Here is a 6,625-nt window from a genome sequence, read left to right as displayed (position 1 = left end):
GCCGGCGAGCCCAGGGCCGCGCGCAGCCGGTCGTCCCGCACGGCGGCCTGCGCGGCGGAGTAGCCGTACCACCCGTCCAGGTCCGTGGCGGCCCGGGAGAGGACCGTGGTGATGGAGGGGACGGTCGCCTGGTCCGCCACGGACCTCGCGTACATCCGCCCGTACTCGGTCTGTTCCGCCAGCCTGGGCTGTGTCACGCTGCTCGTCGCCTCTCCCTCGCCTCGCCCCGGGGCCCGGGGCGGTCCCGGTGCTCCGGGTCCTGCCCCGCAGGCTACCGACCGCCTCGGACACGGGGCCCGGCGGGCGGTGCCGTGTCCGGGCACGACGAAGGCCCCGGCTCGTGGAGCCGGGGCCTTCCAGGTGGTGCGCGATACTGGGATCGAACCAGTGACCTCTTCCGTGTCAGGGAAGCGCGCTACCGCTGCGCCAATCGCGCTCGACCGGCGGTTCCCGAGGGAGACCGTCAAGCGTGGTGGGTGTGCACCGAGGTGGAGACGGGATTCGAACCCGCGTAGACGGCTTTGCAGGCCGCTGCCTAACCACTCGGCCACCCCACCGGGACCTGGTCCTTGCGGACAGGGCCGTCGGTCACGACATCGTTCATGCCGATCACTGCGAGCGGACGACGGGAGTCGAACCCGCGACATCCACCATGGCAAGGTGGTGCTCTACCAGCTGAGCTACGTCCGCATGTCTTGCTTCGGTCGATCTCTCGATCTTCCGATCAGGAACTCTAGCACAACCGTTCCGGCGGTGTTCGCGCCGGTCCGGGGCGTGCAAAGTTCGACGGGATCGCTGTTCCGGGCGGCCTCGCAGCCGCTCCGTTCGCCGGAACCCATCGGTGTTCCTGACAGGTGGAGACTTTACGGGACCTTTTTCCGAAACGCCAAATCCCCCGGGGAGCCGCGGCGCGGCGGGTGCCGGCGGCCCGTGCCCGCCCCCGAATTGGCCCGCGGCCGGGATGTGGGTTATGGTTTTCGAGCAGTGAGCGCGATTGGCGCAGTGGTAGCGCGCTTCGTTCACACCGAAGAGGTCACTGGTTCGAACCCAGTATCGCGCACGAGCAGTGCACAGAGGGCCCCGGCTGGAATTCCAGCCGGGGCCCTCTGTCGTCGTCGGTGCGCCCTGACGACGCGCGGGCCCGTCCCTCCGGGCGCCGCGGCGCCCGGAGGGGGTGCGGGCGCTCAGACCGCGGAGACGTCCCCGAGGATGCCCTCGCGGGCCAGCGCCGTGAGGCGGGAGACGGCGCGGAAGTACTTCTTCTGGTAGCCGCCGGCCATCATCTCGGCCGTGAAGACCTCGTCGAAGGGCCGGCCGGAGGCGATGATCGGCAGGTTCTTGTCGTAGAGCCGGTCCGCCAGCACCACGAAGCGCAGGGCGACGGCCTGCTGCTCGATGGTGTGCACGTCGCGCCAGACCACGGCGTCGATACCCTCGAGGAGCTTGCGGTACCGGGAGGGGTGCACGCTCGCGAGGTGCTCCACGAGGTCGGCGAACCGGTCGGCGGCCACGACGCGGCCCGGGAAGTGCTCCTCCACGGCCCGGTCGAGCTCGCCGTCGGACAGCGGCGCCGGGGCCTGCGGCAGGCCCCGGTGGCGGAAGTCCTCGCCGTCGATGCGCAGCACCTCGAACTGGTCGGCCAGCACCTGGATCTCCCGCTGGAAGTCCTGCGCGGCGAAGCGGCCCTCGCCGAGCGATCCGGGCAGGGTGTTGGACGTCGCCGCGATCCGCACGCCGGAGTCGGCGAGCTCGCGCATCAGCCGGGACATGAGGACCGTGTCCCCGGGGTCGTCGAGCTCGAACTCGTCGATGCACACGAGGCTGTAGGCGCTCAGGGCGTCGACGGCCTTGCGGAAGGTCAGGGCCCCCACGAGGTTGGTGTACTCCACGAAGGTGCCGAACGCCTTGGGACCGGGGACCGCGTGCCACAGGGACGCGAGCAGGTGGGTCTTGCCCACCCCGAAGCCGCCGTCGAGGTAGATCCCCGTCCGGACCTCGTCCTTGCGGGGGCCCCCGCCGAAGAGCTTCGTGAAGAACCCGCCGCCGGAGCCGGTCGAGCGGTTGACGGACTCCGCGAACTTCCGCAGTTCCCGCACCGCCTCCGCCTGGGACGGCTGCTGCGGGTCGGGGCGGTAGGTGTCGAACGAGACCTCCCCGAAGCGCTCCGAGGGCCGGAACGCCGACAGCAGTTCGTCGGCCGACACCTGGGGGCGCCGCTCGGTGAGGTGTTCGATCTGGATGCTCACTTGGGAGACCTCTCTGTCCGCCGCGCCCGGCGGTTCGCTGGTTCGGCGCGCCGAGCGGCGCACGCGCGTGCTCCGGCGATTTTACCGGCTCCCCGTCGCCCGGGACGCGCCCGCCGCGTCATCAGGGCGGCGGCACCGCCGCGACGGGGTCGCGGCAGGGCCGGGCCGGGGCCCCGGCGGCTCCCCGGCGGGGGCGGTCCGCCGCCGGGACCACTACCCTGGAGGGGAAGCCGGTCCGCGAGGACCCGTTCCCCTGATCCCCACCCCGGAAGGAGTCCCCATGGGCGTTGCCGTGGAGAACAACGAAGAATTCGCGCAGTACGCGCACCCCGAACGACTCGTGTCCACCCAGTGGGTCGCCGAGCACCGGGACGACCCCGGGGTCGTCGTGGTCGAGTCGGACGAGGACGTCCTGCTCTACGAGACCGGCCACGTGCCCGGCGCCGTGAAGATCGACTGGCACACCGACCTGAACCGTCCCGACACCCGGGACTACGTCGACGCCGCGGAGTTCGCCGAGCTCATGGCGCGCAAGGGCATCTCCCGCGACACCACGATCGTGGTCTACGGGGACAAGTCCAACTGGTGGGCCGCCTACGCGCTGTGGGTGTTCGAGCTGTTCGGCCACCCGGACGTGCGGCTCATGAACGGCGGGCGGGACAAGTGGGTCGCCGAGGGCCGTGAGCTGTCCACGGAGAAGGTCGTGCCCGAGCGCGCCGACTACCCCGTGGTCGAGCGCGACGACGCCCCGATCCGCGCCTTCCAGGAGGACGTGCTGGCCCACCTGGGCGAGCAGCCGCTGATCGACGTCCGGTCCCTGCCGGAGTACACGGGCGAGCGCACGCACATGCCCGAGTACCCCCAGGAGGGCACGCTGCGCGGCGGGCACATCCCGACCGCGGCGTCCGTGCCGTGGGCGCGGGCCGCCGCCGAGGACGCCACGTTCCGCTCGCGCGAGGAGCTCGAGGCGATCTACCGCGACGAGGTCGGGCTCTCCCCCGACGACGACATCATCGCGTACTGCCGCATCGGCGAGCGCTCCAGCCACACGTGGTTCGTGCTCAAGCACCTGCTGGGCTACGACAGGGTCCGCAACTACGACGGCTCCTGGACCGAGTGGGGCAACTCCGTGCGCGTGCCGATCGTCCGCGGCGAGGAGCCCGGCGAGGTCCCGGGGTCGGCCCGATGAGCGGGGCCCTGCCCGCCCAGCTCGAGGAGCTCGTCGCGGACTTCACCGCCGTGCCGCAGGAGGACAAGCTCGAGCTGCTGCTCGACTTCTCCCGCTCCCTGCCGGCGCTGCCGGACCGCCTGGGCGAGCACCCGGAGGAGCTCGAGCAGGTGGTCGAGTGCCAGTCGCCGCTGTTCCTGACCGTCGAGTGGGAGGAGGGCGCCGTCCCCGGCCCCGGCGCCCCGGTGCGGCTGTTCTTCTCCGCCCCGGCGGAGGCCCCGACCACCCGCGGCTTCGCCTCGATCCTGCACGAGGGCCTCGACGGGCTCCCGGCCCAGCAGGTCCTGGACGTCCCCGACGACCTGCCGGAGCGCTTCGGGCTCACCCAGCTGGTCTCGCCCCTGCGGATGCGCGGGATGTCCGCGATGCTGGCCCGGATCAAGCGGCGCGTCCGCGAGCTCCAGGACGCCTGAGGCCCCGGGGCACCGGCATGGCGAAGGCGTCCCGCGGTGCGGGCCCCACCGCAGCCGTCGCGCTCCTGGCGCGGGAGCGCGTGGCCTTCACCGTGCACGAGTACGCCCACGACCCTGCGGCCGCGTCCTACGGGCTGGAGGCCGCCGCCGCGCTGGGGCGCGACCCGGACCAGGTGTTCAAGACGCTGCTGGTCGTGCACGAGCGGGACTGGGCGGTCGCGGTGCTGCCCGTCTCCGCGCGGCTGTCCCTGCGCGCGGCCGCGGCCGCCCTGGGCTGGAAGCGGGCCGCCCTGGCCGAGCCCCGGCTCGCGGAGCGGCGCACCGGCTACGTGGTGGGCGGGATCTCGCCCCTCGGGCAGAAGACACCCTCCCCCACCCTGCTCGACGACTCCGCGGAGGCATGGCCCACGGTCCTCGTCTCCGGCGGGCGGCGCGGGCTCGACGTCGAGCTGCCCCCGGCCGAGCTGCTGCGGCTCACGGGCGGGCGCACCGCCGCGCTGCGCTCCTGACCCGCGCCGCGGTCCGGACCGGACCTCAGCTCCGCTGCGCGCGCACGGGCCCGAGGGTCCTGGCGTCCTGGGCCAGCCGGGCGGGCAGCCAGCGCCGCACGGCGTCCTCCCAGCGCTGCGGGTCCACGTTCCACTCCTTGGTGTGCCGGGCGCGGGCGAAGGGCACGAACTCCACGAGCCGGTTGAGCTCCGCGAGCCGGCGGGAGCTGGCGGCCGGGACGAACTCGTCGTCCACGGAGTGCAGCACCAGGGTGGGCGTGCGCAGGTGCTCGGACCGGGAGAGCCAGTCGAGGGCCTGGAGGTCCACCGGAGCGGCGAGACCGGTCAGCATCCGCCCCGCCGGGTGGGAGATCAGGTTCGTGGCCAGCCGGCCGATCCCCGAGGGGATCCGGCGGGAGCGGGAGTGGTGGGCGATCAGCTCGAACCAGTCGACCACCGGGCCGGTGAGCACGAGGGCCGCGATGTCGTCCCGGTAGAAGGACAGGTCGGCCGTCTGCAGCGAGATCGCCCCGCCCATGGACCAGCCGAAGAGCACGATCTGGGTGGCGCCGCGGGATTTCGCGTAGCTGATCGCCGTCTGCACGTCCTTCCACTCCGTGAAGCCCAGCCCGTACCGGAAGTCGTGCGTGGGCGGCGCCTCCCGGTCGTTGCGGTAGGAGATCAGCAGGGAGGTCAGCCCGAGCTCCCGCGCCACCGGCACGGCACGGACCGTCTCCATCCGGTTGGCGCCGCGCCCGTGCACCATGATCGCCCACGGACCCGGGAGCACCCGGGGCCGCTCACCCTCCGGGGTCGGCCCGCCCTCCGCGGGGACCACCCAGCAGGGCGCCGGCCCGACCTCGATCGGAATCTCCACCTCCTCGAACGGCAGGCCCGCCGCCCCGGGGTCCGGATAGACGGTTCCGGACCAGAAGCCGCGGGTCGCCCGGGAGAGGTCCCCCGAGTAGACCTCCTCGACCACCCGGGTCACGGTGCCCTCCCGGGGGGAGTAGGAGCGGATGGCGCCGATCCGGGCGTGACCGCGGCCCGCGTCGAAGCGCAGGCTGTAGGTCCCCGCCACGGTGGTGTCCACCGTGGCGGGGAGCCGCACGAGAGTCGTCGCGGACGGGTCGCCGTCCTCGCCGGTACGGGTGACGCCGAGGATCTGCAGGTCCTCGGAGCGGTACTTCGGCGGGACCACCACCTGCCGCGCGAAGTAGGCGGCCGCCGCGCTCGAGAGCCCGAAGGACAGGGACGCCGCCCCCACCGTGACGGCCGCGCCCACCACGGCGCCGCGCGCCCACTGCGTCGCGGACTGGGGCTCGGGGGCGGCGGGGACCGGCAGGGGGCGACGGGGCATGCCCCCCAGTCTTCCACGCAGCCCGGGCATAACCGGGAGGGACGCGTCGTTGTGCTGGCCGGGCGGTCCGCGCCCCGCAGGCCCCGCGCCGCCCCGTGCGGACCGCCGGGCGGGCCCCGTGCGGGGACCGCCGCCCGGAGCACCGACCACATCCCGGAGGATCACACCATGAGCGAGACCACCAGGCACGGCGACCGCCCCGACGCCACCGGACGGACCGAGGAGGACTGGCGCTCCATCCTGTCCCCGGAGGAGTACCACGTGCTGCGCGAGGCGGGCACGGAGCGGCCCTTCACCGGCGAGTACTGGGAGACGAAGGCCGAGGGCGTCTACGAGTGCCGCGCGTGCGGGGCGGAGCTCTTCCGCTCCGACACCAAGTTCGACGCGCACTGCGGCTGGCCCTCCTTCTACGCGCCGCTGGCCGAGGACCGGGTCCGCTACATCAAGGACACCGCCCTGGGCATGGAGCGGGTGGAGGTCCGGTGCGCCGCCTGCGACTCGCACATGGGCCACGTCTTCGGCGGCGAGGGCTTCCCGACCCCCACGGATCTCCGGTACTGCATCAACTCCGTCTCCGTCCGCCTCGTGCCCGCCGGCTCCTGAGCGGTCCCGCCCGGACGGGACCGGGGTGACCGGGACCACGCCGATCGCGCGCTCGCGGCGTGGCACGAGGGGCCGGGACGCCCCGACGGCCTACCCTTCCAGTGTGAGCGCGGTGAACGGCCTGACCGAGGTGTACCAGGACTTCCAGGACGCCCTCGAGCAGCTGCGCCGCACCGGCCACCGGGAGGGCGTCGAGCTCACGGCGATCCCGGCCCCGACGCACCTCGCGCCGTTCGCGGCCGCGGTGCGCGCCGAGGTGCGGCGACCGCCCGCACCGTCCCGCGCCC

7 protein-coding genes, 4 tRNA genes and 1 pseudogene are annotated in these 6,625 nt (G+C 73.5%); 6 read left to right on the top strand and 6 right to left on the bottom strand.

Going from position 1 to position 6,625, the window contains the following annotated elements; translation table 11 throughout:
- The 4 genes and pseudogenes from CRM73_RS17575 to CRM73_RS17560 all read right to left on the bottom strand — a co-directional run.
- Positions 1-197: pseudogene (locus CRM73_RS17575) on the bottom strand (cytochrome); the annotation flags it as partial.
- A gap of 164 nt (positions 198-361) precedes the next feature.
- A tRNA-Val gene (locus tag CRM73_RS17570) sits at positions 362-436 on the bottom strand.
- A gap of 50 nt (positions 437-486) precedes the next feature.
- Positions 487-557: transfer RNA gene (locus tag CRM73_RS17565), tRNA-Cys, on the bottom strand.
- A gap of 60 nt (positions 558-617) precedes the next feature.
- Positions 618-690 (bottom strand) — tRNA-Gly (locus tag CRM73_RS17560).
- Positions 691-988: 298 nt separating this feature from the next.
- Here CRM73_RS17560 and CRM73_RS17555 point away from each other — a divergent pair.
- Positions 989-1,060, top strand: a tRNA-Val gene (locus CRM73_RS17555).
- Positions 1,061-1,184: 124 nt separating this feature from the next.
- Here the strand turns inward: CRM73_RS17555 and zapE are convergent.
- Positions 1,185-2,246, bottom strand: a complete 1,062-nt coding sequence (zapE, locus tag CRM73_RS17550; RefSeq protein ID WP_017834193.1) for a cell division protein ZapE — start codon at positions 2,244-2,246, stop codon at positions 1,185-1,187.
- A gap of 280 nt (positions 2,247-2,526) precedes the next feature.
- Here zapE and CRM73_RS17545 point away from each other — a divergent pair, with 280 nt between their 5' ends.
- From CRM73_RS17545 to ybaK, 3 genes are read left to right on the top strand one after another with little or no spacing between them, the layout of a single operon-like run.
- Positions 2,527-3,435 carry a sulfurtransferase gene (locus tag CRM73_RS17545; protein ID WP_017834192.1) on the top strand — a complete coding sequence of 303 codons (909 nt, stop codon included), beginning with the start codon at positions 2,527-2,529 and terminating at the stop codon, positions 3,433-3,435.
- Entirely contained in the window at positions 3,432-3,887 is a 456-nt protein-coding gene (locus CRM73_RS17540; protein ID WP_035924019.1) for a SufE family protein, read from the top strand. The genes CRM73_RS17545 and CRM73_RS17540 overlap by 4 nt, the downstream gene beginning before the upstream one ends.
- Before the next feature lie 17 nt (positions 3,888-3,904).
- The gene (gene ybaK / locus CRM73_RS17535) at positions 3,905-4,396 is read left to right on the top strand and encodes a Cys-tRNA(Pro) deacylase (RefSeq protein WP_035924020.1); all 492 of its coding nucleotides are present in this window, start codon (positions 3,905-3,907) and stop codon (positions 4,394-4,396) included.
- A 25-nt stretch (positions 4,397-4,421) separates the two neighbouring features.
- Here ybaK and CRM73_RS17530 read toward each other — a convergent pair whose 3' ends face one another.
- A complete protein-coding gene (locus CRM73_RS17530) occupies positions 4,422-5,735 on the bottom strand; it encodes a S9 family peptidase (protein WP_035924021.1) in 1,314 nt (437 codons plus the stop codon).
- A 168-nt stretch (positions 5,736-5,903) separates the two neighbouring features.
- On the opposite strand from CRM73_RS17530, the gene msrB reads away from it, so the two are divergent.
- Together msrB and CRM73_RS17520 are read left to right on the top strand one after the other, a co-directional pair.
- Complete coding sequence (gene msrB / locus CRM73_RS17525; RefSeq protein WP_017834188.1) at positions 5,904-6,338, top strand: peptide-methionine (R)-S-oxide reductase MsrB; 435 nt, start codon at positions 5,904-5,906, stop codon at positions 6,336-6,338.
- Positions 6,339-6,441: 103 nt separating this feature from the next.
- Positions 6,442-6,625: DUF3000 family protein (locus CRM73_RS17520; RefSeq protein WP_229588626.1), on the top strand; the 184-nt coding region annotated here is incomplete at its 3' end.

Origin of the sequence: Kocuria sp. CCUG 69068 (assembly GCF_020833785.1) — a bacterium.
GTDB lineage: Bacteria > Actinomycetota > Actinomycetes > Actinomycetales > Micrococcaceae > Kocuria > Kocuria rosea.
The sequence above is the reverse complement of the archived record's forward strand: the minus strand, read 5'-3'. Positions and strand labels throughout refer to the sequence as shown.

What these genes read in the sequence shown, in the direction of transcription:
- CRM73_RS17540 (WP_035924019.1), top strand. Translation starts at nt 3,432, where the DNA reads ATGAGCGGGGCCCTGCCCGCCCAGCTCGAGGAGCTCGTCGCGGACTTC.
- CRM73_RS17530 (WP_035924021.1), bottom strand. Translation starts at nt 5,735, where the DNA reads ATGCCCCGTCGCCCCCTGCCGGTCCCCGCCGCCCCCGAGCCCCAGTCC.
- ybaK (WP_035924020.1), top strand. Translation starts at nt 3,905, where the DNA reads ATGGCGAAGGCGTCCCGCGGTGCGGGCCCCACCGCAGCCGTCGCGCTC.
- msrB (WP_017834188.1), top strand. Translation starts at nt 5,904, where the DNA reads ATGAGCGAGACCACCAGGCACGGCGACCGCCCCGACGCCACCGGACGG.
- CRM73_RS17545 (WP_017834192.1), top strand. Translation starts at nt 2,527, where the DNA reads ATGGGCGTTGCCGTGGAGAACAACGAAGAATTCGCGCAGTACGCGCAC.